The 24,600-nt window shown below is 75.2% G+C and carries 16 protein-coding genes, 1 tRNA gene and 1 pseudogene; 13 read left to right on the top strand and 5 right to left on the bottom strand.

Annotated features, from left to right (window positions below; genetic code table 11):
* The first annotated feature begins 59 nt into the window (after nucleotides 1-59).
* Nucleotides 60-689 carry a LutC/YkgG family protein gene (locus FHU30_RS44235; protein ID WP_253881899.1) on the top strand — a complete coding sequence of 210 codons (630 nt, stop codon included), beginning with the start codon at nucleotides 60-62 and terminating at the stop codon, nucleotides 687-689.
* A gap of 21 nt (nucleotides 690-710) precedes the next feature.
* Here FHU30_RS44235 and FHU30_RS44230 read toward each other — a convergent pair whose 3' ends face one another.
* Entirely contained in the window at nucleotides 711-1,334 is a 624-nt protein-coding gene (locus FHU30_RS44230; RefSeq protein WP_253881900.1) for a TetR/AcrR family transcriptional regulator, read from the bottom strand.
* Between the two features lie 143 nt (nucleotides 1,335-1,477).
* Here FHU30_RS44230 and FHU30_RS44225 point away from each other — a divergent pair, with 143 nt between their 5' ends.
* The 5 genes and pseudogenes from FHU30_RS44225 (at nucleotide 1,478) to FHU30_RS44200 (ending at nucleotide 8,206) form a co-directional block, all read left to right on the top strand.
* Nucleotides 1,478-1,900, top strand: coding sequence for a plectin (locus FHU30_RS44225; RefSeq protein ID WP_253881901.1), 423 nt, complete (start codon nucleotides 1,478-1,480; stop codon nucleotides 1,898-1,900).
* 375 nt (nucleotides 1,901-2,275) lie between these two features.
* Nucleotides 2,276-3,019 (top strand): maleylpyruvate isomerase N-terminal domain-containing protein, encoded by a 744-nt coding sequence (locus tag FHU30_RS44220; RefSeq protein ID WP_253881902.1) that lies wholly within the window; start codon nucleotides 2,276-2,278, stop codon nucleotides 3,017-3,019.
* Nucleotides 3,020-3,556: 537 nt separating this feature from the next.
* Nucleotides 3,557-4,368, top strand: a pseudogene (locus tag FHU30_RS44210) (aminotransferase class IV family protein).
* A 987-nt stretch (nucleotides 4,369-5,355) separates the two neighbouring features.
* On the top strand, nucleotides 5,356-6,741 hold the full coding sequence (locus FHU30_RS44205; protein WP_253883722.1) for an MFS transporter: 1,386 nt from the start codon (nucleotides 5,356-5,358) through the stop codon (nucleotides 6,739-6,741).
* Nucleotides 6,742-7,243: 502 nt separating this feature from the next.
* Complete coding sequence (locus FHU30_RS44200; protein WP_253883721.1) at nucleotides 7,244-8,206, top strand: ParB/RepB/Spo0J family partition protein; 963 nt, start codon at nucleotides 7,244-7,246, stop codon at nucleotides 8,204-8,206.
* Nucleotides 8,207-8,531: 325 nt separating this feature from the next.
* On the opposite strand, the gene FHU30_RS44195 is transcribed toward FHU30_RS44200, so the two are convergent.
* The 3 genes from FHU30_RS44195 to FHU30_RS44185 all read right to left on the bottom strand — a co-directional run bounded on the left by FHU30_RS44195 (nucleotide 8,532) and on the right by FHU30_RS44185 (nucleotide 13,580).
* A complete protein-coding gene (locus FHU30_RS44195) occupies nucleotides 8,532-9,122 on the bottom strand; it encodes an ABC-2 transporter permease (protein WP_253883720.1) in 591 nt (196 codons plus the stop codon).
* Nucleotides 9,123-10,092: 970 nt separating this feature from the next.
* Nucleotides 10,093-10,986, bottom strand: coding sequence for an ATP-binding cassette domain-containing protein (locus FHU30_RS44190; protein ID WP_253883719.1), 894 nt, complete (start codon nucleotides 10,984-10,986; stop codon nucleotides 10,093-10,095).
* Nucleotides 10,983-13,580 (bottom strand): AAA family ATPase, encoded by a 2,598-nt coding sequence (locus tag FHU30_RS44185; RefSeq protein ID WP_253883718.1) that lies wholly within the window; start codon nucleotides 13,578-13,580, stop codon nucleotides 10,983-10,985. The genes FHU30_RS44190 and FHU30_RS44185 overlap by 4 nt, the downstream gene beginning before the upstream one ends.
* 460 nt (nucleotides 13,581-14,040) lie before the next feature.
* Here FHU30_RS44185 and FHU30_RS44180 point away from each other — a divergent pair, with 460 nt between their 5' ends.
* A complete protein-coding gene (locus tag FHU30_RS44180; RefSeq protein WP_253883717.1) occupies nucleotides 14,041-18,294 on the top strand; it encodes a LuxR C-terminal-related transcriptional regulator in 4,254 nt (1,417 codons plus the stop codon).
* A 152-nt stretch (nucleotides 18,295-18,446) separates the two neighbouring features.
* Here the strand turns inward: FHU30_RS44180 and FHU30_RS44175 are convergent.
* A tRNA-Leu gene (locus FHU30_RS44175) sits at nucleotides 18,447-18,521 on the bottom strand.
* A gap of 211 nt (nucleotides 18,522-18,732) precedes the next feature.
* Between FHU30_RS44175 and FHU30_RS44170 the strand changes: the two genes are divergently transcribed.
* From FHU30_RS44170 to FHU30_RS44145, 6 genes are all read left to right on the top strand, one after another.
* Nucleotides 18,733-20,055 (top strand): aminotransferase-like domain-containing protein, encoded by a 1,323-nt coding sequence (locus FHU30_RS44170; protein WP_253883716.1) that lies wholly within the window; start codon nucleotides 18,733-18,735, stop codon nucleotides 20,053-20,055.
* A 118-nt stretch (nucleotides 20,056-20,173) separates the two neighbouring features.
* The gene (gene dpgA / locus FHU30_RS44165; RefSeq protein ID WP_253883715.1) at nucleotides 20,174-21,343 is read left to right on the top strand and encodes a 3,5-dihydroxyphenylacetyl-CoA synthase DpgA; all 1,170 of its coding nucleotides are present in this window, start codon (nucleotides 20,174-20,176) and stop codon (nucleotides 21,341-21,343) included.
* A 23-nt stretch (nucleotides 21,344-21,366) separates the two neighbouring features.
* Entirely contained in the window at nucleotides 21,367-22,074 is a 708-nt protein-coding gene (gene dpgB, locus FHU30_RS44160) for an enoyl-CoA-hydratase DpgB (RefSeq protein WP_253883714.1), read from the top strand.
* On the top strand, nucleotides 22,071-23,435 hold the full coding sequence (gene dpgC, locus FHU30_RS44155; protein ID WP_253883713.1) for a (3,5-dihydroxyphenyl)acetyl-CoA 1,2-dioxygenase DpgC: 1,365 nt from the start codon (nucleotides 22,071-22,073) through the stop codon (nucleotides 23,433-23,435). Before dpgB ends, dpgC begins: the two co-directional genes overlap by 4 nt.
* The gene (dpgD, locus tag FHU30_RS44150; RefSeq protein ID WP_253883712.1) at nucleotides 23,432-24,229 is read left to right on the top strand and encodes an enoyl-CoA-hydratase DpgD; all 798 of its coding nucleotides are present in this window, start codon (nucleotides 23,432-23,434) and stop codon (nucleotides 24,227-24,229) included. Before dpgC ends, dpgD begins: the two co-directional genes overlap by 4 nt.
* 99 nt (nucleotides 24,230-24,328) lie before the next feature.
* Nucleotides 24,329-24,553, top strand: a complete 225-nt coding sequence (locus tag FHU30_RS44145) for an MbtH family protein (protein ID WP_253883711.1) — start codon at nucleotides 24,329-24,331, stop codon at nucleotides 24,551-24,553.
* Nucleotides 24,554-24,600 lie beyond the last annotated feature (47 nt).

The following is a 24,600-nucleotide window of genomic DNA, read 5'->3' as shown; positions in this document are numbered from 1 at the left end:
AGCGAGGTGCTGGGTCGGGGGAGTGTGTGCGGCTTCGGGGCGTCCTGGGGGCGGGGCGGATGAGTGGGCGGGACGAGGTGTTGGCGGGGGTGCGGGGGGCGCTCGGGGAGCGGCGGCGCGCGGACGTGGCGGTGCCGCGCGGGTACCTGACGCGGCTGACCGGGCCGGACGCGGCGTCGCGTGCGGATGTGGTGGCGCTGTTCACCGAGCGGGTCGCGGCGCTCGGGGTGGCCGTCCGGCATGTCGGCGGCGACGAGCTGGCGACGGCGGTGGCGGCGGTGCTGTGGGGATGGGAGGCCAAGCGGATCGTCGTCCCGGCCGACCTGCCGTACGGGTGGCTCGCCGACCTGGACGGGGTGCGGGCGCTGGCGGATTCGACGGTCCTGGACGTCCCGGCCCTGGCGGCCGTGGACGGCGTGGTGACCGGCTGCGCGGCGGCGGTGGCGCAGACCGGCACGGTCGTGCTGGACGGCGGACGCGCGCAGGGGCGCCGCGCGCTGACGCTCGTCCCGGACCGGCACCTGTGCGTCGTGCACGCCGACCAGATCGTGGGCTCGGTGCCCGAGGCGGTGCGGCGGCTCGACCCGGACGTCCCGCAGGCCTGGATCAGCGGACCTCCCGTCGCCACGCCCGGGGACGGCCCGCCGCACGGCCCCCGCACCCTGGAGATGCTGGTCGTCGAGGACTGAGCGCCGCGAGGTCAGCCGAGGTCAGCCGGGGTTGACGGCGGCCAGGACCAGGTCGAGGCCCGCGTTGAAGCGGGCGTCCCAGTCGACGGGGGGCTCACCGGGTTCGGCGCGCAGGTCGCCCCGCGTGTCGCGGACCTCCAGCGCGACGTGTCCGATGACGTAGCCGAGCAGGGTGTGCGCGGCGACGGCGGCGGTCTGCTCGGGGACGCCGCCGAGCCGCAGGTGCTCGCGCAGCGAGGCGACCGTCTCGGCGAGCGCGGGCGGGTTGCGGTGGGTGACCAGCAGCGGCAGCACGCCCGCGTGCTCGACCAGGCGGGCCCGGTAGCCGCGCGCCCAGCCCATCAGGCTCTCCCGCCAGCCCGCGCCGCCGGGGTCCGGGGCGGGCATCGCGCCGACGTGCGCGACCAGGTGGTCGAGCAGCTGCTCCTTGCCGCGGGGGAGGTGGTGGTAGATCGCCATCGCCTCGACCTCCAGCGCGTCGCCGAGCCGGCGCATGGTGAGCCGGGCGAGGCCCTGGCCGTCGATGATGTGCAGCGCGGACTCGATGATCCGGTCGGTGGTGAGCGGTGGGCGGTGCTGGGCGTTGATGCTCGGCTGCCGGACCATGGACGGTCCCTCCTGCTCGCGGGCGGCGACACCGCTCACCTTACTGCGTAAAGGCGGGATTCGGGGTGTCCGGGGTCACAACCGGCGTGTCCCGAGCGTACGCTGGCCCCTGACCGGTCACGAAGATCGACGGATGACGACGTACGCGCACGCGTACGAGCACGAGGTTCGAGGAGCACCGCATGCCGCTGGGTCGCCGCATCAGCAAGGACGTCGCCGCGCGGATGGAGGCCGACCGCGGTCTGGCCGGCACCTACCGCGACCGGCTCGGCGACGCCACGTCCGCCGAGGCCGCGCTGCGCGCCGCGCAGGCCGAGGGCCGTCCGGCGGACGAGGTGAAGGCGCTGGACGTCGCGTTCGACCTCGCGCTGACCGCCGCCATCGAGGCCGCGCAGGCCGCCGAGCGGGTCGAGATGGGCCCGAAGACCTACGCGCCCGAGGGCCAGGACGGCGCCGCCCGCCGCGCCGCCGAGATCGCCGCCCGCAAGGCCCGCGCCCGGTGGAGCGTCCGCCCGTGGACCGACGAGATCGATCGGCTCCGGACCGCCCGCGAGACCCACCGGTTGAGCTACCGTGCGGGACGGGGTGTCACCGCCGTGGCCTGACGCCACGTCCACGCACCGGACCCGGGCACCCTGCCTGCCGCGACACGCGCGGGGGCCTCGGCGCTCAGATCCGCTGCGCAGGCTTTCCGCTCGGGCCGACCGCGAGGATTTCCGCTCAGGTCGTCCGGGCGGGCTCGCCGCCCGGGTCGCCCGGGTCGTCCGGTCGTCGGGGCCGCTCGTCCGGACGGGGCGAGGTGAGCTTTTGACACGCACTAAGCCGACGACACAGCGGAGCGGAGTGGCACCGGAGAGCGAACTTTGGCATCCTCCCCTCTCGGGGAGCGCCGGGGGCCACCGCTGGGGGGCGGGGCGGTCCGGCCGGAACTGGCAGCCACCGGAGCTCGGGGGGCTTTCGCGAACGCGGGGGGAATGCAGGTGGAGCGCACGCCGCCGGACCGGGAACGGGTCCTGGAGTGCTATCAGGCCGGGGTGCGGGCGATCCGCGACCTGGCGGCGCGGGTGACCGACTGGACCGCTCCGACCCCCTGCACCGAGTGGCAGGTGATGGACCTGGCCGGGCACCTGCGCTGCGTCGCCGAGAGCTACCTGGAGTACCTGCAGGACTCCCCGGACAGCCGGTTGGCGAAGCTGTTCGCGCAGGACGCGGCGGCGGCGGTGCTGATCCGCCAGCAGGCCCGGCAGAACGCGGCGGAGCTGGCGGTGCTGCCGCCGGAGCCCGGCGGCGGGCGGATCACGGCGTTCACGGTGTCGGCCGGCGCGTACGCCGACCTGATGCCCGACATGTGGGACCGCACGCACCTGGTGTACCGGGGCACCAAGTACACCGTCGGCGACCACGCGGGCGCGGCGTGCGTGGAATGGCACCTGCACGCCTGGGACCTGGCGCGCGCGGTCGGCGCCGACTACCGCCCGCAGGATCCCGAGCTGCTGGTGTCGGCGTGGCACTGGGGCGTGCCGCACCTGCCGCTGTCGGCCGTCCGCGAGGCCGGACGCGGCGACGCGTGGGAAGCGGTACTGCGCTCGTCCGGACGTTCCCCGGTGTGGCCCGCCCCCGACCCCACACCACCCCCGCAGCCGCGCCGCCGCACCCGCCAGACCCGCAAACCCCCAGACAGCACCCCCACCCCCGAAACCCCCCAACCCACCACACCCCACTGAAACCAACCTCCACCCCGCTCGCGCCCCACCCACACCCACCCCACCGCCCTGCCAGCCCCGCCCCGCCGACCGCTCTGCCGGTCCGGCCGCGCCGACCGCACGGCGCCCCGACCGCTTCGCCGCGCTGGCCGTACACCGCGCAGACTGCTCGGCCGCGCCGCCGGTCCGGCCGCGCTGGCCCGTACGCCGCACTGACCGCGCAGCACGCTGCCGGTTCGACAGCGCTGCCGGCTCCGCCGCGCCGACCGGCGACGCGCTGACCGCACGAGGCGCAGACCGCATGCCGCCCAGACGGCATCGCCGCGAGGACGCCTCGGCCGCGCTGACCGCACGCCGCGCGGACGGCTCCGCCGCGCTGGCCGTGCGCAGCGCCGATCGCACGGGTCGCGGACGGCTTGGTCGCGCTGCTGGTTCTGACTCGCTGTCGGCTCGGACTCACTGACCGCACGGCGCGCCGGTGTCCTGGCGCGGTGGCGGTGCTGTTGCCGCTTTGATCGGGCAGGGTGGTGGTTCGCGTCGAGGGTTGGGGAGAGAGCGATGGGAACCGCCGTTTCTGAGTTCGTCGTGCAGCGGGATGGGCGTCCGGCGACCGCCGCGGAGCTGGGGCCGCTGGCTTTCGCCGGGTATGCGCATTTCACCGCGATGCAGGTGCGCGGTGGCGAGGTTCGCGGCCTGGACCTGCATCTGGACCGGTTGCGGAACGCGTCGCTGGAGCTTTTCGGACGCGCCGTCCCGGACGAGCGGGTGCGGGAGCTGCTGCGCGCGGGCATCGAGGCGGGCCCGGACGACCTGACGCTGTCGGCGTTCGTGTGTATTCATCGCAGCCCGCTGCGGAGGATGCCGACCTGGAGGTGCTGGTCCGGACGCGTCCGGCGGCGGAGGGGCCGCGGGGACCGCTGGCGTTGGCCGCTGTCGAGCACGAGCGGGACCTCCCCGCGATCAAGCACGTCGGCGAGGTCGGGAAGACCTACTACCGGCGGCGGGCGGAAGCCGAGGGCTTCGACGACACCGCGTTCGTGGATCGCCGGGGACGGATGTCGGAGGCGACCATTTGGAACCTGGCGTTCTGGGACGGCGAGGCCGAGGCGGTGGTGTGGCCGGACGCGCCGATGTTGGTCGGGACGACGATGGGGATCGTCCGGCGGCAGTTGGAGGCGATGGGCGTGCCGCAGATCGTCCAGGAGGTGACGCCGGAGGGCGTGGCGGACCTGTCCGGGGCGGTGGTGATGAACTCCTGGACGCCGGGCGTCGAGGTCCGCCGTCTCGGCGCCGTCGCCCTGCCGGACGCCGCAGAGTTCGTCGCCCTCCTCCACGAGGCCTACCGCGCCGAGCCCCTCACCACCCCCTGAACCCTGAACACCGCGGTCCCTTGGGCCCTGATCCGCTCCCGACGCCCCGCACGCCGAGCCACTCGCGCGCATGAGCGCTGGACCGCCCTCACCACGCCCCCAGCGCAGGGCCGCCCCGCCGCGCCCTGCACCCGAGCCGCGCCCTGCACCCCGCACCCCGCACCCCGCGCCCGCACCCCGCACCCCGCGCCCCGCACCCCGCGCCCGCACCCCGCGCGCTGGGCGCCTCACGGCGCTCTGAGCACCGCGCCCCGCGGCGAGCCGCGCGTCCCGCGCCCGTCCCTTGCGCCCCGCCCTGCGCCCTGCGCTCCGCGCCCTGCGCTCCGCGCGCTGCGCCCTGCGCTCCGCGCCCTGCGCTCCGCGCGCTGCGCCCTGCGCTCCGCGCGCTGCGCTCCGCGCGCTGCGCTCCGCGCGCTGCGCCCTGCGCTCCGCGCGCTGCGCCCTGCGCTCCGCGCGCTGCGCCCTGCGCTCCGCGTTGGGCCGGTCGCGGCGCTCTGGGCACCGCGCCCCGCGCTGAGCCGCGCGTCCCGCGCCCCGCCCCTTGCGCCCCACGCCCGACGCCCGACGCCCGACGCTATGCGCTCCGCGCGCTGGGCCCTGTGCCCTGCGCTCCGCGTTGGGCCGCGCGCGGCGCTCTGGGCACCGCGTCCTGCGCCGAGCCATGCGTCCCGCGCCCCGCCCCCACGCGCCGTGCCCGGCGCGCAGCGTCCCGCGTGCTGGGCTGCTCACGGCGCTCTGGGCGCCGAGCCGCGCGTCCCGGCGCGCTGGGTTTTGCGTGCTGGGCGGCTCGTGGCGGTTTGCGGGGTGGGGGCGTTTTGGGGCGGAGGGGGGTTCCTCACAGGGCGTTGAGCTGGGTGTGCGGCTCACATGGGGGTGTGTCGGGTGTGCGGACGATGTAGCAGTGGGGGTACACGGTGCGTGCCGTTGTGTAACGCGGCGCTTCTAGATTCTCGCGGTATCGCATCGAGGACACCGTGAGGAGACGCCATGACGGCGCTGATCGACCAGGCCCGGGACGTCCGCCGTCGGGGCCGCTGGATCGAGGACTGGAATCCGGACGACCCGGGGTTCTGGGCGTCCACCGGACGGCGGGTGGCGACCCGGAACCTGGTGGTGTCGATCGTCACCGAGCACCTCGGGTTCTGCGTGTGGCTGCTGTGGAGCATCGCGGTGCTGAACCTGAAGTCGGCCGGGTTCGCGCTGTCGGTCGGGCAGACGCTGTGGCTGACGACGCTTCCGAACCTGGTCGGGGCGGCGATGCGGGTGCCGTACACCTTCGCGCCGGCCCGGTTCGGCGGGCGGAACTGGACGGTGGTGAGCGCGCTGCTGCTGCTCGTCCCGTGCGGGCTGTTCGTCTATGCGGTGCACCATCCGGAGCTGCCGTTCTGGGCGCTGCTGCTGATCGCGTCGGCGACGGGGCTCGGCGGCGGGAACTTCGCGTCGTCGATGGCGAACATCACGCACTTCTACCCCGCTGACCGGCAGGGGCTCCCGCTCGGGCTGAACGCGGCGGGCGGCAACCTCGGGACGTCGGTGACGCAGCTGGCGATGCCGCCGCTGATCGTGGCGGCGGGGCTGGCTGCGGTCGGCTGGGTGTGGATGCCGCTGGTGCTGGTGGCCGCGGCGGCGGCGTACTTCCTGATGAACAACCTGGCGCACGCGTCCTCGGCGTACACGCCGCGGGAGATGGCCGCCTCGGCGCGGGACCCGCAGACGGTCGTGATGTCGGTGCTGTACGTGGGGACGTTCGGGTCGTTCATCGGCTACAGCTTCACGTTCGGGGTTCTGATCAAGAGCCAGTTCCCGCACGTGAACGGCGCGCACGTGATCTGGCTGGGCGCCCTGGCGGGGTCGCTGGCGCGGCCGCTGGGCGGCTGGCTGGCCGACCGGCTGGGCGGGGCGCGCGTGACGGTGGTGACGTTCCTGCTGATGGGCGCCGGTGTCGCGGCGGTGGCGTGGGCGGCCAAGGCCGGGTCGTGGCCGCTGTTCCTGAGCGCGTTCCTGTTCGTGTTCGTCGCGACGGGACTGGGCAACGGCTCGACCTACAAGATGATCCCGGCGATTTTCCGGGCGCGGGCGCTGGCGTCGGTGCCCGGAGCGGCTCGCGGTCAGGTGGACGAGGCGGCGGCGCTGGCGAGCGCGCGGCGGACGGCGGCGGCGGCGATCGGGATTATCTCGGCCGTCGGCGCGGCAGGCGGTGTGCTGATCCAGCAGACGTTCCGGATCTCGATCGAGCGGACGGGCGGCATCACGCCGGCGCTGCTGATCCTGGCGGGATTCTACGTCGCCTGCACGGCGCTGACGTGGGCGGTGTACCTGCGGAAGGTGCATGTGGGCGAGCACCGCCGGAGCCTCGCCGAAACCGGCGTCTGAGGACCGGCCGGAAACTTCGGGCGCGAAGGGCGCCTCCGTTCACCGGAGGCGCTCTTCGCGTTTTCGGATTGGATGCCGGTTCGTCCGGCGCGAATGGGCGGCGGTGTTGTATTGTCGGGCCATTTCGCGGCCGCCGGCGCCGTCGTTCATCGCGGGGGCTTCGGCCGGGCGGACGGCCCGTCCCCTACGCGCGCTTAGGGGGATGGCGGGGCGGATGGGGCGGAACGCAGGTCAGCGGGCGCCGAGTCCCCTGCGAGGGTGGGATAAAGGCCATCCAGTACACGGATATGGTTCCGTCCGTATTCCGGGATCGCTCTGGGGAGTGTAGGGGGTATCCGGCCCCGACGGCCGCTGTTATGGTGAATCTCGCCATTCAATATGGGCGCGAATCGATATGTTTTTCGCAGGGGGGAGGATGATGGCGGGAAATTCAGCGGATGATCGGCCGGAAACTTGATGGATGCTTGCCGCGGGAGCTGAAGTGAATTCAGGGCAGGAATGCATGGAGATCGGCGCGGAAACGGTGGTCCGGTTCGTTGAGATCGCGGCGCTGTCCACCAGGGACTCGCCGCGCGTCCTCGGGGAGGACCCGGACCACGTCCAGGCACTGGCGGCGGTGGAGGACGAACTGCCGCCCATTCTGGTGCACCGCGCCACGATGAACGTCATCGACGGGGCGCACCGCCTCAGAGCCGCGCGGCTGCGCGGCGACGACCGGATCCCGGTGCGGTTCTTCGACGGCGACGCGGCGGACGCGTTCGTCGTCGCGGTCCAGCACAACATCGCGCACGGGCTGCCGCTGTCGCTGGCGGACCGCAAGAGCGCGGCCGAGCGGATCATCGCCTCGCACCCCCAGTGGTCGGACCGCCGCATCGCCTCGTCCACCGGGATCGCGCCGGGCACGGTCGCCGAGATCAGGCGCCGCACCCGGGGCACCGCCGAGGTGCGGATCGGGCAGGACGGCCGGGCCCGGCCGGTGAACGGGGTGGAGGGCCGGCGGCTGGCCGCCGAGCTGATCCGCAAGGATCCGGGGCTGTCGCTCCGGCAGGTGGCGCGCGCGGTGGGCATCTCGCCCGAGACCGTCCGGGACGTGCGCAACCGCCTCAACCAGGGCGCCGACCCGGTGCCGGCGCCGCGCTCGGAGCGGAACCGCACCGTCAGCCTGGCCGCGCGCCGCCGCGCGCCCGCGGCCCGGCGCGCCGCCGAGCGCCGGACCCCGCCGTCCGAGCGGGCGGCGGTGGTGGAGCGGCTGCGCGGGGACCCGGCGCTGCGCTTCACCGAGACCGGCCGCAACCTGCTCATGCTGCTCAACGTGCACACGCTGAAGCAGCAGGACTGGGACGAGATCATCAACAACGTCCCGCCGCACCGGGTCGGCGTCGTCGCCCAACTGGCCCGCGACTGCGCCGAGCTGTGGACGGAGGTGGCGACGCGCATGGAAGGCAGAACGGTCGGCGTGGTCTGACCCCGCCCACCACCGGCCCGACCGCCGGACCCCGCCCGACCGCCGGACGCTGCCCAACCGACGGTCGCGCCCCGGTCCCCGGCCAAGGCCCGACCGCCGGCCAAGGCCCGAGCGCCGGGCACGGCCCGACTGACGGTCGCGCCTTGGGCGCCGGCCGCGGCCGACCGCCGGCCAAAGCCCGACCGCCGACCGCGGTCTGACCGCCGGACAAGGCCCGACCGCCGGCCGTGGTCTGACCGCCGGGCAAGGCCCGACCACCGGGCGTGGTCTGACTGCCGGGCGCGACGCGGGCACCGGGTGAGGTGGACGCGGTCGGCGTGTCCATTCAATGCTCCCGGTGGCGGGAGACGACCAACGCGCTCGCCAGAGCGATGAGCGCCACCGCGGCGAGGAGCCCCGCACCGGCCCAGGGGGACGGCACGTGCTGGACGTGCCGTCCGCCCAGGAGCCGGTCTCCCGCCGCGGTGGGCGAGTACCGCTCGGCGACCCGGGCCGGACCGTCCGGCAGCAGCCGGACCAGCAGCGAGTCGCCCACCGCCGCCCCGACCAGCAGCGCCCAGGCCGCGGTCGCCGAGCGCACCAGGAACCCCGTCGCCACCCCGGTCACCCCGGCCAGCGCCAGGTACAGTCCGCCCGCCGGCCCCGACAGTGCCCCGATCAGGAAGGACGCCGCCGAGCAGACGACCGCCTTGGCGGCCAGCACCCGGCCGCGCCGGGGCACCGCCACCAGGCTGAGCCGGATCATCCCGGTTGCGTACTCCGAGGTGACGCTGAGGGCCCCGAGCGCTGCCGCCAGCACCTGGACCAGCACGTAGCCGCCGACATCGGGCGCACCGCCCGCCGCGTCCGGCTGCCGCACCCGCAACACCACCGCCAGCAGCGCCGCCACCACCAGCACCCGCCGAGTCGCAGGCAACGCCGGCAACTTCGTCCCCTCCGCCCACACCGCATGCAGAAACGCCCGCACCACGCGCATCACCAGCCCCCCGCGACCGCGCACAGAAACAGCCCCGCGACAGCCACCGGCCCTCCCACAACAGCACGCAGCAACGAACACGCCGCGCGCGCCGCAGGGCCTCCCGCTGCGGAATGCGGGAACGGCCGTGCGACGCGTGCCGCGGGGCGTTCCGCGACGGCATGCAGAAGCGGATGTGCCGCACGTGTCGCAGGGTCTGCCGCTGCGGCATGCGGGAACGGCCGTGCGACGTGTGCTGCGGGGCGTCCCGCGACGGCACGCAGAAACGATCGCGCTGCGTGTGCCACAGGGCTAGCCGCGACCGCGTTCAGGAGCGGACGCGCCGCACATGCCGCAGGGTCTGCCGCTGCGGCGTGCCGGAACGGCCACGCGACGGGTGCTGCGGGGCGTCCCGCGACGGCATGCAGGAACGATCGCGCTGCGTGCGCGACAGGCCCTGCCGCGACCGCGTTCAGGAGCGATCGCGCCGCACGTGCCGCAGGGAGTCCCGTGACGGGACGCAGAAACGGACGCGCTGCGTGCGCCGCAGGGCTTGCCGCGACTGCGTTCAGGAGCGGACGCGCCGCGCGTGCCGCAGGGTCTGCCGCTTCGGCATGTGGGGACGGGCGCGCGACGCGTGCCGCGGGGCGTCGCGCGACGGCATTTAGGAGCGGACGTGTCGCGCGTGCCGCGGGTGCTGCGGGGCTTGTCGCGGCCGCATGTTGGAACGGTCGTGCGTTGTGCGTCGTCGGGCCTGCGGCGAGGGCGTGCAGGGATGGTTGCGGCGCGCGCGTTGCGGGGCCTGGCGTGACGGTGGGCAGGGGTGGTTGCGATGCGTGTGTCAGGGGGGTTGTCGCGGCGGCGTGAAGGGACGGGCGTGATGTGAGTTTCGGTGGGGCTGCTGCGGCAGGGGATGGGCGGGGTGGGGGTGTCATGGGGTTCCTGGCGGGGTGGTCAGGACGCGGTAGGCCTGTTCCAGGGTGGTGCGTTGCGGGGTCAGCTCGTGCAGGCGGACGGCGCAGCGCACCGTCAGCCGGTGGATCTCCGCGCCGTGCAGGCCGGTCACCAGGAGGCCGTCGCGGCCGGCGAAGCGGACCACCGCTCCGGCTTCGGCCAGCCGGCGGGCGAGGTAGCCGGGGTCGTCGCAGCGCACCAGGACCCGCTCGGCCGCGTCCGCGCGCATCAGGTCGTCGGCGCTGCCGTCGGCGACCAGCCGGCCCCGGTGCAGCACCAGGAACCGCTCGGCGACGCCGTCCAGCTCGTCGATGCGGCGGCCGGTGACCAGGACCGTGCGGCCCGCGCCGGCCAGGCCGCGCAGCAGCGCGCCCGCCCAGTCCGCGCCCGCCGGAGCGAAGCCCGCCGCGGGACTGTCGTAGATCAGCGTCTCGGGGTCGCCGAGCAGCGTCCCGGCGACGGCCAGCCGCAGCCGCAGCCCGGGAGGCAGGGTCCGGATGCGGTGCCGTCTCGTGCCGTCCAGGCCGGTCAGCCCGCACACCTCGGCGACGCGGCGGCGCGGGATGCCGTTGCTGCGGGCCAGCCACAGCAGGTGGTCGCGGACGCGCAGGCCGCCGTGCGCGCCAGGCGGGTCCAGCAGCACCCCGACCCGGCGCATCGGGTCGGGCAGGTCGGCGTAGCGGCGGCCCATCACGGTCGCGGTGCCGCGGGTGGGCGCGACCAGCCCGACGATCAGCCGCAGCACCGTGGTCTTGCCCGCCTCGTGCGGGCCGACCAGCGCGGTGACCTGGCCCGGTCCGACCGTGGCGGTCAGGTCGTCCAGCACCGCGGAGGTCCGGTAGCGCTTGCTCAGCCGACGCAGCTCGATCACGGCTCCTCCGGGGGGCGCCGCGACCGCAGCTCGGCGCGGCGGGAGACGCCCAGCTTGCGGTACACCTGGGTGAGGTGCTGCTCCACGGTGCTGACCGTGATGCCCAGGTCGGCGGCGATCTGCCGGTTGGTCCGGCCGAGCGCGGCCAGCTCGGCGACGCGGCGCTGCGCCTCGGTCAGCGGCGGCTCCAGCTCGCCGTCCGGCGAGGCGCCCGGGGGTTCGGGGCCGGTTCCGGACGGGCCGCCGCCCGCGGGCCCGGACCCGCCGGCGAGCGCCGAGTACAGCGCGCGGTCCTCGATCCGCTCGCCGTACTCCCCGAGCCCGAGGTCGCCGGCGTACCCGGCGCCGGGCCGGTCCCACGGCCCGGAGACCTGCTCCCACGCCGGCGGCGGGACGCGGACGAGCTGGTCGTCCAGCAGCGCCGCCGCCTGGTCGGGACGGCCCGACTCCACAAGCGCACGCGCCGCCCCGGTGTGCCAGGGCGCCAGGCCGGGGGAGGCGAACCCCCACGCCTCGGTGAGCGCCTGCCCGGCCCGCAGGTCGCGCAGCGCCGCCGCCGCGTCGCCGGTCGCGAGCCGGAACCGGGCGCGCGCCAGCAGGTACGGCAGCGCGTAGGGGGTCTCGAACATCGTCTCGGGCACGCCGATGGCCAGGTACGCAGCGGCGTCGTCGTGGCGTCCCCGCGCGGTCGCGGCCAGGACGATCACCGCGATCGGGACGCCGATCGCCACCCCCCACCCCGCCGGCGCGATGCGCGCCAGCGCGGCGCGGGCGTGCCACTCGGCCTCCTCCGGATCGCCCTGCCGGATGTGCAGGACGGCCCGGATCCCCAGCAGTCCCGCCCGCTCGGCCGGGCCGCCGAGCGCGGCGGTCCCCGACAGCAGCAGGTCGCACCAGCGCGCCGCCGGCTCCGGGTCGTCCGCGCAGGCCAGCGCCGCGAGCGCGGCCAGCACCGACCAGCCGGCGGTGTCGCCGGGCCGGACCTCCTGCAGCACCTGCTCGGCGGTCGCGGCGACGTCGGGGCCCGCCGGGTCGCCGGTCAGCGCGGCCGCCAGCGCCGCGGCGGCGCGCACCTCCCGGACGGCGGCGGGGGAGGCGTGCCGAATCGCGTCCGCGCCGCCGGACGCGGGCCGTCCCGCCAGCCCCGGGTACAGGCACGCCAGCAGCAGCCGGACGGCCTCGATCTGCAGCGCGTGCTCCCACGGCGGGCCGGGGTCGGCCGACAGCCGCTCCAGCACCTGGAGCGCCTCGGTGGGCATGCCGCGCCAAATCAGGTAGTGCAGCAGCTCGACCATCTGCCGCGTGCCGAGCCGTCCCTCCCGCGCGGCGCGCACCAGCGAGGGCAGCTGCCGCGTCACCGACGCCGGGTCGATCCGCCACGCGGCGCGCGCGAGGGTGCTGACCGTCCGGACGCGGTGCCGCTCGTCCTCCGAACCGGCCAGCGCCAGCCGCAGGTGCGCGACCGCGGTGTAGGGCTCGCCGCGGGTCAGCGCCTCCTCGGCGGCCTCGGTCAGCACCGGCGCGGCCCAGGGCGCGACGGTCCCGGCGGCCAGCAGGTGGACGGCGACGACCGAGGCGTCCGCGCCGGCCTCGTGCAGCAGCCGCGCCGCCTGCGCGTGCAGCGTCGCGTGGTCCTCGGGGGCGATGCCGTCCAGCACCGCCGCGCGCGCCGCCGGATGCCGGAACCGGCCGGCGGCGAGCAGGCCCGCCGCGTCCATCGCCGCGACCACCTCGGCGGCGCGGTCCCCGCTCAGCCCCACCAGGCGGCCGAGCAGCGTCGGCGAGACCGGCTCGCCGAGGACGGCCAGGGCCCGCGCGACCCGGGTCATCGCGGGCCCGCCGTGGTGCAGGCAGGCCAGCACCGCCTGGGTGTAGGCGGCGTCGACCGAAAGGTCGGCAGCGGTCTCGTCCACGGCCTGGTTGTCCTCCAGCAGGGCGTGCGCCAGCAGCGGGTTGCCGCCGCTCAGCGCGTCGCAGACGGGGGTGAGGCGCAGCGCCGTCGAGGCGCCGAACCGGGTGGCCAGCAGCTCGGTCTGGCCGCGCCGCGACAGCGGGTCCAGGCGCAGCAGCCGGCCGTGCTGCTGGCTGAGCAGGTCGGCGCGGAACGAGCCGTGCCCCTGCCACGGGCCGGTGCTCTCGGTCAGCACCATCAGCACCCGCGCCGAGGTGATCCGCCGCGACAGGTACAGCAGGAACCGCAGCGAGTCCGGATCGGCGTGGTGGACGTCGTCGACGCTGATGACCAGCGGCGTCTCGGCGGCGCGGCCGAGGAGCGCACGGTAGGGGCCGTCCAGGACGTACCGGTCCGGGGCGGCCTCCACGACCGGATCGGCCTCGCCCGGGCCCGGCGCGGGCAGCGCGCCCAGCAGCTTGCGCACCACCCCGAACGCCTCGCCGCGCTCGGTCCGCAGCGCCGCCGCGCCGACGTGCAGCGCGCCCGCGGCGGCCGCGCGTCCGGCGAAGGCGCGCAGCAGCGCGGTCCGGCCGACCGCCACCGGCCCGCTGATCATGACCGCCTGCCCGCGTCCGGCGGCCGCCTCGGCGTAGAGCGCGCTCAGCGCCGCAAGCGCCGCGGACCGCTCGATCAGTTCCATGCTCGCCCCTGTGCCTCGGTGGCCGCGCCCGGGGGTGCGGCCCGCCCTCGTCGCCGTCCGGCGGGATGACGCGAGGAGTAGATCACGGGTGAAGTCACACGGACGTAACGTCACGACCCCGCGCATCACCCCAGGTGGAGCGGTCGGCCGCCGGTCGCGGCCGGGTCCGGCCGCCGGACCGTCCGGCCGCGGCGGCGCCGGTTCGACAAGCGGTGACAACACGGGCGGCGGGGACTTGTCAACGATGTGAATAACCTTCGGCCGGGACCGGCGGCCGGTTGGCGAAGTGCGCAGGTCGGACCGGCGCGGCTGCGGTACGCAGTGAAATGTGTGCGAAAGGTGATTTGTCTCGGTGTCGGTGCGGTGCGACGATCCAACGGGCCGAACGGTTCCCGGCGCCAGCGGAGCCAGGACCGGAACGGCCCAGGGGGTTGGACACCGCACAGGGGGTGGACGCAGCATGGGCGTCGCCGGGTCGCCGGGCGAACCGTCCGCACTGGCCGGAACCGAGCGGCCGGGGCTGCCCCCGGCCGCCGACATCGTGGTCATCGAGGGCGCCGCGGGCATGGGCAAGACCAGCCTGCTGCACCAGTTCGGCCGCCGGATGGCCGGCGGCGGCGCCGCCTTCCTCAGCGCCGCCGGCGCCAGCGCCGAACGCGACCTCCCGCTCAGCACCGTCGGCCAGCTGTTCTCCCTCCCCGCCCTCACCCCCGACGAGGTGGCCCGCGCCGAGCGCCTCCTGCGCGACGGCGCCCTCATCGCCGCCACCCTGTCGGCCATGCAGGGCCCCACCGGCCTCCCCACCTCCGTCCCCCTCCCCACCGCCGCACGCCCCGCGCCGTCCCCGGACACGCCCGGCACACCGTCCCCGCACACACACGGCACCCCACCCCTGGACACGGCCGACTTCCCGCCCCTGGACGCCGTCGGCCTGCCGTCCCCATCCGCAACCGACCGCACAACCTCCGCCGCACACAATGCGCCTCCATGGGACGGAAACAATCCACCGTTCGCGCCTAGGCCCGACCTACCGTCCCCGGCCGGAAACCTCCCGCCGCTCGCAAGCTGCGACCTGCGGTTCGCGGACGAAGGCGTCCCGCCGTTCGCGGGCGAGGGCGTCCAGCCGGACGCGCGCGGGAGTGACCTGCGGTACGCGGACGGGAGCGACCTGACGTTCCCGGGCGCGGGCAACCTGCCGTTCCCGGCTGGCGGGAGCGGATTTGGCTTCGCGGACCGGAGTGACCTGCGGATCTCGGACGGGAGCGTCCCGCCGCGTGCGGCCGGGAACGGAACGGTGCCGTCCGGAGGCGGGCACGGTCTGAACCCCTCCGGCGGCAGTGGTTTCCCGCCCTTGGACATGTGGGACTTACCGGTGCCGGGCTCGGACGGGCTGCCGCCCCTGGCCGGTGGTGGCCTCGAAGGCTCGGGCGTGGACGGGCTGCTGTCCTGGGAGTTGAGCGACGTGCCGCCACAAGCCGGGGGAGGGGTGCCGAGGCTGGGTCTGGACGGGTTTCCCCCGGACGGGACGGTCGGTACGGACGCGTCCGTACCGACGCCGGTCTTCAACCAGCTCGCTGACATCCTGCTTGGCCTCGCCGAGCGCACCCGCGTGGTGATCGGCGTGGACGACGTGCACCACGCCGACGCCGCGTCCCTCCAGTTCTTGCTGCACCTCGCCCGGCGTCCCGAGGCCGCCGGGCTGCTGCTGGTGCTCACCGGGTACCCGCCGTCCGGCCCGGCGCGCCGGGCCCCGCACACCGAGCTGCTGTACTCCGCGCGCACCCGCAGGCTGCGCCTCGGTCCGCTGCCCAAGGGGCGGGTGACGGCCCTGCTCGCCGAGTACTACGACGCCCCGACCGCGCGCGGGCTCGCCGACGAGGTGCGCCGCGCGACCGGCGGCAACCCCCGGCTCGTCCGGGCGCTGGCCGAAGACGGACGCGCCGCCGGACGCCCCGACGGCCCGGTGTTCGGCGACGCCTTCCGCCACGCGGTGCTCGCCTGCCTGCACCGGTCCGGCACCACCGGCCCGGCCGAGGCGCTCGCCGTCCTCCCGACCGGCACCCCTGCTGAGCTGCACGGCGAGCTCACCGGCCTGGACGGCGAGAGCATCCGGCTCGCGCACGACCTGCTGCGCCGGACCGGGCTGGTCGAGGGCGACCGGTTCCGCCACCCGGCGATCACCCGGGCCGTGCTGAGCGGCCTGGGATCGCGGGCCGGGACCGCGCTGTACCTGCGCGCCGCCGACCTGCTGCACCACGACGGCGCTCCCGCCGAGGCCGTCGCGGACCGCCTGGTCGCCGCCGACCGCGCCCCCGCCGCATGGTCGGTCGCGGCGCTCCGCGAGGCCGCCGGGCAAGCGCTCGCCGAGGGCCGCGCCCCGGACGCGGTGGACCGGCTCCGCCTCGCGCTGCGCGAATGCACCGACGACCGGACCCCGCTCGTCCGGTTCGAGCTCGCCCGCGCCGAGTGGCAGATCGACCCCGCCACCGCCGCCCGCCACCTGGCCGATCTCGGCCGCGACGCGCGCGCCGGCCTCCTGCCCGCCGAGGCCGTCGTCACGCTGGTCACCTGGATGCTGTGGCTCGGCCGCGCCGAGGAGGTCCTGGACGTGCTGGTCGAGGCGTCCGGCGCGTCCCGCGAAGGCTCCGCCGACCGCCTCCACGTCCCCGACTCCTGGCTCCGCTACGCCTACCCCGGCCTGGCCCGCCACCCCGCCGCCACCGCCCACACCCAAGCCACACCCCCGCCGCCCAACACACCCACCCCCCACAACGCGTCCGCCGCGCACGCTGTGCCCCCGGCGCACGATGCGCCCGCCCCGCAGGACGAGTCCGCCACACGCAATGCACACCCGCCGCGCGACACGCCCCCGGCACACGATGCGCCCGTAGCCCGCGACGCGGCGCTGACGCACGACGCGCCCGCGCGCGATGTGGTCGCGCCCTCCGCTGCATCTATCGCGCAGGTCTCGCCCGACCATGGGCCTGCCACGCAGGAGGCGCCCGCCGCGCACGGTGCGTCCGCCGCGCGGGACGCGTCCCCGGCGCACGGCGCGCCCGCTGCGCAGGACGAGTCCGCAGCGCGAAATGCGGCCTCGGCGCGCGACGCGTCCGCAGCTCACGGCACAACGGTGGATCAGGACGCCTCGCTGGCGCACGCTGCGACCGCTACGCAGGAGGCGCCCGCCGCGCACGGTGTGCCCCCGGCATACGGTGCGTCCGCCGCGCAGGGCGCGCACGCCCACGCGTCTGCCGGGCGCGTTGCGTCACCGGCGCACAGTGCGTTTGCTGCGCAGGACGAGTCCACCGTGCGGGATGGGCACCCGGCGCGCGATGCGGCCGCGGCTCACGGCACGTCTCCGGCGCGGGATGGGGGCGCTGCGCGGGAGGCGGGGGTCGGGGACGGGTGTGGGCGGGAGGGGTGGGGTGGGGAAGGGGGTGATGGGGGGTTTGGGGCTCGGGAGCGGATTGTGGCGGCGGTTGAGGAGACGTTGCGGCATGCGGGGCTGGGGTTCGGGCATCTGACGCGGATCGCGGTCATTGCCGCGTTGATCCATGCGGGGGAGCCGGACGAGGCCGAGCGCTGGTGCGATGCGCTGGACCGGGAGGAGGGGCGGCGGCCGCCGCTGGCGGACGCGCTGGTCCTGGTGTTGCGCGCGCTGATCCATATTCGGCGGGGGGAGCCGGACGCGGCGGCGCGGTGTGCCGGGGGAGCGTTCGACCTGCTGCCCGCGCGTGGCTTCGGGATCTTCGTCGGGATACCGCTCGCGGTCGCCGCCGAGGCGTTCACCGTGACCGGACGGTTCGCCGAGGCCGACGCGGTGCTGCGGCGGCCGCTGCCCGAGGCGCTGTTCGCCAGCCCGCTCGTCCTGCCCTACCTGCGGGCGCGCGGACGGTACCGGCTCGCGACCGGGCGGCCGCGCGCGGCGCTCACCGAGTTCATGGCCTGCCGCGACCTCATGGCCTCCAGCGGCCTGGACCTGCCGTGCGTGGTGCCGTGGCGCACCGACCTGGCCGAGGCGTACCTGGCGCTGGGCGACTCCGGCACCGCGCACCGGCTGGCCATGGAGCAGCTGGAGCTGCTCCCGCCCGGCGAGACCCGCACCCGCGGCGCGACGCTGCGGGTGCTGGCGCTCGCCCTGCCGCCCGACCGGCGGATCTGGCCGCTCGCGGAGGCCGTGGAGCTGCTGGAACGGTCCCCGGACCGGCTGGAGCTGGCCCGCGCGCTCGCCGACCTCGCCGACCACCACCGCCGGGCCGGACGCCGCGCCGCCGCGACCGCGCTGGCCCGCCGCGCCCGCGCCCTCGCCGACGACTGCGGCGTCGTGCTGACCGGCACGGCCGCCGACCCCGACGCCGCGGTCTTTCGCGAGCCCGCCACCCTCCCGGACGGTCCGGCCCCACGGGCGGACGCGCCGGGCTTCATCGCATCCGCCGCGTTCCCGGACGGCGCCCCCACTGGGACCGCCGCGTTCGCGCCGGGCGGTCCGGCATCGGCCACCGATCCGCTGACCGCGCTGAGCGAGGCCGAGCGGCGGGTCGCGACGCTCGCCGCCGGCGGCTTCACCAACCGGCAGATCGCGCACCGGCTGCACGTCACCGCCAGCACGGTCGAGCAGCACCTGACCCGGATCTACCGGAAGCTGAAGATCCGCCGCCGCACCGACCTGCCGCGCGTCTCGACCGATCGTCCGGGCGCCCCCGCCGAGGCCTGAACAGGACGGGCGGAAGGACGATTCCAGCTGGGCGGAGGCCGGCCCAGGCCGGTCTGCGGCCGTGCTCGGGCGGTCTCGGCCGTGCTCGGGCGGTGTCGGCGGGGTCCGGGCGGTCCCGGGCGGCTCGGGGCCGCCCGGGACGGTGCGGTGCGTACCCCCGATCGGAATTGAACCGACAACCAAAACCCTTTTAAGGGGTCTGCCTCTGCCAATTGGGCTACGGGGGCGCGGTGATCGTAACTGCGCCGGGGCGCGGAACTCAACACGGCCGGCCCGCCCGCATTCAGCCGTCCAACCGGCGATTCGGCCGCTTGGACAATGGCGCGCCGCGGCCTGTCTGGACAATGCGGAGCTTCCTTGTCCGGTTCCGCGGGCCCGTGTAATGCTGACCCGGCCTTTAATGCCGACGATCTTCGATCAATGCCGTCCGGGGGTCCAATGACCGAACAGCTTTTGGCGCGGGACGGGGTGCTCCGGAAGGAGTCCCTGCACGCCAGCGTCGCCAGTCCGCTGCTGGACACGATGACCTTCCTCAACGAGATCACGCTGCGCTATCCCGAGGCGATCTCCTTTGCGCCGGGCCGTCCCTACGACGGTTTCTTCGGCAACGAGCAGATCTTCGATTACATGCACCGCTATCTCGACCACCTCGCCGAGCAGGGCCGCACCGCCGAGGAGATCCGCACGGTGCTGTTCCAGTACGGCCCGACGCCTGGCCTGATCCGGACGGTGATCGCCGACTCCCTCGCCCAGGACGAGGGCATCGACGTGCCGCCGGAGTCGATCGTGGTGACGGTCGGCGCGCAGGAGGGCATGCTGCTGACGCTGCGCGCCCTGTTCGCCGCCCCCGAGGACGTCCTGCTGGTCGCCAGCCCCTGCTACGTCGGCATCACCGGCGCCGCGTGCCTGCTGAACCTGCCGGTCACCCCGGTGCCCGAACGCCCCGACGGCCTGGACGTCGCCGACGTCGAGGCCGCGATCCTGGCCGAGGCCGCCCAGGGACGCCGCGCGCGCGCCTTCTACGTCGTCCCCGACCACTCCAACCCGTCCGGCACGACCATGGAGCCCGGCGCCCGCCGGGAGCTGCTGGACCTCTGCGCCCGGCACGGCGTCCTCGTCCTGGAGGACACCCCCTACCGCCTGGTCAGCCCCGGCCTGCCGCACCCGACGCTGAAGTCCCTGGACCGCGCCCACGGCGTGGTGCACATCGGCTCGTTCTCCAAGACCGTGTTCCCCGGCGCGCGCGTCGGGTTCGTCATCGCCGACCAGCCCGTGGTGGACGCCGAGGGCGGTACCGGCCTGCTCGCCGACGAGATCTCCAAGATCAAGAGCATGGTCACCGTCAACACGCCCTCGCTCAGCCAGGCCGCCGTCGCCGGTGTCCTGCTCGCCGCGGACGGGCGCCTGTCGGAGTTCAGCGGCCCCGCCGCCGGCTACTACGGCGACGCCATGAAGACGACCCTGGACGCGCTGGACCGGCACCTGCCGCCCGCCCGCCGCGCCGCCCTCGGCGTCGGCTGGAACACCCCGACCGGCGGGTTCTTCATCCGCGTGGACGTGCCGTTCGCCGCCGACGAGCAGGCGCTGCACCGCTCCGCGCACGACTTCGGCGTGATCTGGACGCCGATGTCCTACTTCCACCCCGAAGGCGGCGGCGGTCGGCAGCTGCGCCTGTCGACCAGCTACCTGTCCGACGAGCAGATCGAGCAGGGCGTCGCCCGGCTCACCCGCTTCATCGAGGCCCAGGCGTCCCGCCTCTGACCTCCCTCCCGAAACAACCCATCCGAACCGTCCGTACCGGACCGATCCGAGAGGTGAGCGCCGTGCAGAGCACGAGCCGTTTACGCAGCAAGCCGCGCATGTGGGGGTGGACCTTCCGATGACCGTCCTCGTCCAGGAGACCGCGCCCGAACGCGCGTCCGCCCGCGTCCTCGCCCGCATCGCCGGCGTCGGCACCGCGAGCAGCCCTACCGTCTACACCCAGCACGAGGTCCTCGACACCCTCGGCATCACCGACCCGAAGGTCCGCTCGGTCTTCCTCAACAGCGCCATCGACCGGCGCCACCTGACCCTCCCCGAGCCGGGACCCGACGGCGTCCGCCACCCCGAGCCGCAGGGCGACCTGCTCGACAAGCACAAGCGCATCGCGCTGGAGATGGGCGCCGAGGCGCTGCTGGCCTGCCTGGAGGACTCCGGCCACCGGCTGTCGGACCTGGCGCACCTGTGCTGCGTCACCACCACCGGCTTCCTCACCCCCGGGCTCAGCGCCCTGCTGATCAAGAAGCTCGGCATCGACCGGCACTGCTCCCGCTCCGACATCGTCGGGATGGGCTGCAACGCCGGCCTGAACGCGCTGAACGTCGTGAACGGCTGGGCCGTCGCGCATCCCGGGGAGCTGGCGGTGGTGCTGTGCACCGAGGCGTGCTCGGCCGCCTACGCCCTGGACTCCACCATGCGCACCGCCGTGGTGAACAGCCTGTTCGGCGACGGCGCGGCAGCGGTCGCCCTGGTCGCCGACGACGGCACGCCGTCCGCCACGGGCGCCGGTGCGCTCGACGGCCTGACCAGCACACCGGCACCGGGCGGCGCGTCCGGCGGGACCGCGGGCGGTCCGCGGATCCTGCGGTTCGCCAGCTGCATCGTCACCGACGCCGTGGACGCCATGCGCTACGACTGGGACCGCGACCTCGGCCGCTTCAGCTTCTACCTGGACCCGCAGATCCCCTACGTCGTCGGCGCGCACGCCGAGATCGTCGTCGACCGGCTGCTGTCCGGCACCGGCCTTCGGCGCAGCGACATCGCGCAGTGGCTCGTCCACTCCGGCGGCAAGAAGGTCGTGGACGCGGTCGTGGTGAACCTCGGCCTGCGCCGCCACGACGTCCGCCACACCACCGGCGTGCTACGCGACTACGGGAACCTGTCCAGCGGCTCGTTCCTGTTCTCCTACCAGCGCCTGGTCCGCGAGGGCGTCACCCGCCCCGGCGACTACGGGGTGCTCATGACGATGGGCCCCGGCTCCACGCTCGAGACCGCGCTGGTCCAGTGGTGAGCGGCGACACGATGCGAGGCGACATGACCGAGACCGATGTGATGAAAGGCGACGCGATGCGCGACTTCGAGGTGTTCGACGATCTGGAGCTGCACGTCGACGGCTCGCGGCCGTTCGACGCCGACGCGGTCGCCGCGGCGGTCGCGGTCTGCGACCGCGCCGAGGACCACCACGGGCCCGGCGTCGTCCTGGTGCACGTGTCGGGCGCGCCGGAGCCCGGCTGGACGGACGCGCTCGACCTGCCGACCGTCAACCGGTGGGAGCGCACCCTGCGCCGCCTGGAGCGGCTGCCGATGACCACCGTCGCGGTCGCCGCGGGCGACTGCGGCGGCGCCGCGCTGGACGCGCTGCTGGTCACCGACCGGCGCCTCGCCCGCCCCGGCACGCGGCTGCTGGTCCCGTCCGACCGGTCCACGACCTGGCCGGGGATGGCGACGTTCCGGCTGGTCAACCAGGTCGGCGCCGCGCGCGTCCGGCGGGCCGTGCTGTTCGGCGAGCCCATCACCGCCGACCAGGCGCTCGGCCTCGGCCTGCTCGACCAGGTCACCGACGACCCGGGCGCCGCCCTCGCCGAGCTGGCGGGCCGCGACGGCGCCTACTCCGGCCCCGACCTGTCGATCCGCCGGCAGCTGATGTTCGACGCGGCCACCACCAGCTACGAGGACGCGCTCGGCGCGCACCTGGCCGCCTGCGACCGGGAGCTGCGCCGCACCGCCGGGGTCCGGCCGTGACCGCGCTGACCGAACCGGACCTGGGCGAGGCCGCCGCCCGGTTCGAGGACCTCCTGGACGTCACGCCCGCGCCCGCCGAACGCACCCCGGCGCAGCGCGCCGCGCTGGCCGCCGAGGCCGACGGCGTCCGCCGGATGCGGATGCGGTTCATGGACGAGCACGCCGAGGAGGTCTACGACCGGCTCACCGACGGACGCACCCGCGACCTGCGCATCGACGAGCTGGTCACAGCGGCCGCCGACGCCTACCCCGGCCTGGTCCCGACCGCCGAGCAGCTGGCCGCCGAACGCACCCGCGCCCAGGCCGACAAGGAAGGCCGCGAGATCGACCAGGGCATCTTCCTGCGCGGCATCCTGCGGTCCCCGGTCGCCGGGCCGCACCTGCTGGACGCGATGCTGACCCCGACCCGTCGCGCGCTGGACCTGCTGCCGGAGTTCACCCGCACCGGGACGCTCCGCATGGAGGCCGTCGAGCTGGAGCGCCGCGACGGCGTCGCCTACGTGACGCTGTGCCGCGACGACCGCCTGAACGCCGAGGACGAGACCCAGGTCGACGACATGGAGACCGCCGTCGACCTGGCGATGCTCGACCCGGACGTGCGGGTCGGGCTCGTCCGCGGCGGGGTCATGACCCACCCCCGGTACCGGGGGCGGCGCGTGTTCAGCGCCGGGATCAACCTCAAGGCCCTGCACGCCGGCGACATCTCGCTGGTCGGGTTCCTGCTGCGCCGCGAGCTCGGCTACATCAGCAAGCTCGTCCGCGGCGTACGGTCCCCGGATGGCGAGCCGTGGCACTGGCCGACCGTGGACAAGCCCTGGGTCGCGGCCGTCGACGGGTTCGCGATCGGCGGCGGCACCCAGCTGCTGCTGGCATTCGACCACGTCATCTCCGCCGCCGACGCCTACTTCAGCCTGCCCGCCGCGCAGGAGGGCATCATCCCCGGCTTCGGGAACCTGCGGCTCGGCCGGTCCACCGGCCCGCGCGTGTCGCGGCAGGTCATCCTCAGCGGCCGCCGCATCTGGGCCACCGAACCCGACGCCGCCGGCCTGGTGGACGAGGTCGTCCCGCCCGGCCCCGACATGGACGCCGCCGTCGAACGCGCGGTCGCGCGCCTCCAGGGCCCGGCTGTGGTCACCAACCGCCGGATGCTCAACCTCGCCGACGAGGACACCGACCGGTTCCGGCGCTACGCGGCCGAGTTCGCGCTCCAGCAGGCGCTGCGGATCTACGGCCAGGACGTGCTGGCCAAGGTCGGCCGCTTCACCGCCGCGTCCCAGCCGACCGCGGCCCTGCCGACCGCGGCCCAGTCGGGCGCGGCCCAGGCGGACGCGGCCCAGGCGGCGGGGGCCGGGCGGGCATGACCGAACGGCGCGTCCGCTACGACAAGAAGGACCACGTCGCCTACATCACCCTGGACCGGCCGGACGTCCTGAACGCCATGGACCTGCGCATGCACGAGGAGCTCGCGCGGATCTGGGACGACGTCGAGGCCGACGACGCGGTCCGCGTCGCGGTGCTCGCCGGCGCGGGCGGCCGGGCCTTCTCGGTCGGGCAGGACCTCAAGGAGCGCGCCCGGCTCGGCGAGCAGGGCGCGCCGCCGACCACCTTCGGCAGCCGGGGCCTGCCCGGATGGCCCCGGCTGACCGAACGCTTCACCCTGTCCAAACCCGTCCTGGCGCGCGTCCAGGGGTACGCGCTGGGCGGCGGGTTCGAGCTCGCCCTCGCCTGCGACCTGGTCATCGCCTCCCAGGACGCGGTGTTCGGCCTGCCGGAGGCGCGGCTCGGGCTGATCCCCGGGGCGGGCGGCGCGTTCCGCCTGCCCCGGCAGATCCCGCTGAAGGCCGCGATGGGCTACCTGCTCACCGGACGCCGCATGACCGCCGCGCAAGCCCTCGACTACGGGCTGGTCAACGAGGTCGTCCCGGCCGAGCGCCTGGACGAGTGCGTCGCCGGCTGGGTCGACGACCTGCTCGCCTCCGCGCCGCTGTCGCTGCGCGCCCTCAAGGAGGCGGTGATGCGCTCGCTGGACCTGCCGCTGCCGGACGCCTTCACCACCGAGTACGCCTGGGAGCAGCGCCGCCGGAACAGCGCCGACGCCGCCGAGGGCCCGCGCGCGTTCGCCGAGAAGCGGCCACCGCGCTGGCAGGGGAATTGATTGCGCGCCGTCCAATTCCGGCGCTCGTCCAACTGTGCGCCTTGATGCAATTTCCGGAGCGTGGCTAGCGTGTCCGGTGAACCGATCAGAGGAGTGGGCATGGCCAATCCTTTCGACGACGAGAACGGCACTTTCCTGGCCCTCGTCAACACCGAGGGGCAGTATTCGCTCTGGCCCTCGTTCGCCGAGGTCCCGCAGGGCTGGACGATCGCGCACGGCGAGGACACCCGGGCCGCCTGCCTGGAGTTCATCGAGCAGAACTGGACCGACATGCGGCCGCTGAGCCTGGTCGAGGAAATGCGCCAGTACGAAAAGGCCGAGTGAATGCCCGAGCCCGGTCGCAGGCCGGAGAGAGATGAGGTTCAGCTGCC

Source organism: Actinomadura rupiterrae, from assembly GCF_024172125.1.
GTDB classification, from domain to species: Bacteria; Actinomycetota; Actinomycetes; order Streptosporangiales; family Streptosporangiaceae; genus Spirillospora; species Spirillospora rupiterrae.
Note: the sequence above shows the minus strand (reverse complement) of the source record. Positions and strands in the feature narration are given on the sequence as shown.

Coding starts and splice junctions, on each gene's coding strand:
- FHU30_RS44170 (WP_253883716.1), top strand. CDS start 18,733: ATGACCGAACAGCTTTTGGCGCGGGACGGGGTGCTCCGGAAGGAGTCC.
- FHU30_RS44205 (WP_253883722.1), top strand. CDS start 5,356: ATGACGGCGCTGATCGACCAGGCCCGGGACGTCCGCCGTCGGGGCCGC.
- dpgA (WP_253883715.1), top strand. CDS start 20,174: ATGACCGTCCTCGTCCAGGAGACCGCGCCCGAACGCGCGTCCGCCCGC.
- FHU30_RS44185 (WP_253883718.1), bottom strand. CDS start 13,580: ATGGAACTGATCGAGCGGTCCGCGGCGCTTGCGGCGCTGAGCGCGCTC.
- FHU30_RS44145 (WP_253883711.1), top strand. CDS start 24,329: ATGGCCAATCCTTTCGACGACGAGAACGGCACTTTCCTGGCCCTCGTC.
- FHU30_RS44180 (WP_253883717.1), top strand. CDS start 14,041: ATGGGCGTCGCCGGGTCGCCGGGCGAACCGTCCGCACTGGCCGGAACC.
- FHU30_RS44235 (WP_253881899.1), top strand. CDS start 60: ATGAGTGGGCGGGACGAGGTGTTGGCGGGGGTGCGGGGGGCGCTCGGG.
- dpgD (WP_253883712.1), top strand. CDS start 23,432: ATGACCGAACGGCGCGTCCGCTACGACAAGAAGGACCACGTCGCCTAC.
- FHU30_RS44225 (WP_253881901.1), top strand. CDS start 1,478: ATGCCGCTGGGTCGCCGCATCAGCAAGGACGTCGCCGCGCGGATGGAG.
- FHU30_RS44200 (WP_253883721.1), top strand. CDS start 7,244: ATGGAGATCGGCGCGGAAACGGTGGTCCGGTTCGTTGAGATCGCGGCG.
- dpgB (WP_253883714.1), top strand. CDS start 21,367: ATGACCGAGACCGATGTGATGAAAGGCGACGCGATGCGCGACTTCGAG.